At 51.2% G+C, this 488-nt stretch carries 1 protein-coding gene; it reads left to right on the top strand.

Annotated elements, in window-relative coordinates:
* The coding region (locus PuT2_RS15980; RefSeq protein ID WP_216820840.1) for a hypothetical protein at positions 1 to 289 on the top strand (289 nt) is incomplete at its 5' end.
* Between the last annotated feature and the right edge of the window lie 199 nt (positions 290 to 488).

Genomic DNA, 488 nt, shown 5'->3' with positions numbered 1-488 from the left:
TTGCCAATCCGGTACCTGGCGAAAACAAAATCTGAGTAGTCTGCGAACGGCGGCTCATTTATGGCGGCTATCGGCGGCCCGTATTCTTCGGGCTGCGCCGTCCCTCATGCAACAACTGGCGGCTGCTCTTGTCCCGCTGGATATTGGGCAACAAAAACGTCGGCTGGATATGGTTATTACGCCGCTCCCTGGGACACTATTTACTACGGGTATGTTTGTGAAGCGCCAAATTAATTGCAAATTAGTTGTAGCAGGAGGCTTCGCACCACCCTTGGTTGCTAGGGTTTGAGGTGCCTTGATCAAGGTACCAACGGCCATCGCCAGTCCTACGCAATACGCATCGACCACTTATTTCAACCCCTGCAGTGGTTAAGGCGCAGTACCTATGGAAATCAGTAACAACAACTCTGTTATAGGTGGCCGTGGCCACATAATTAACAGGATTACTCCAATTGATCCCAGGTAGAACCCACACCTCGGATTGGCAA

The sequence above is a fragment of the Pusillimonas sp. T2 genome (assembly GCF_002236805.1).
GTDB lineage: Bacteria > Pseudomonadota > Gammaproteobacteria > Burkholderiales > Burkholderiaceae_B > Neopusillimonas.
This window is presented reverse-complemented; position numbering and strand designations above follow the sequence as displayed.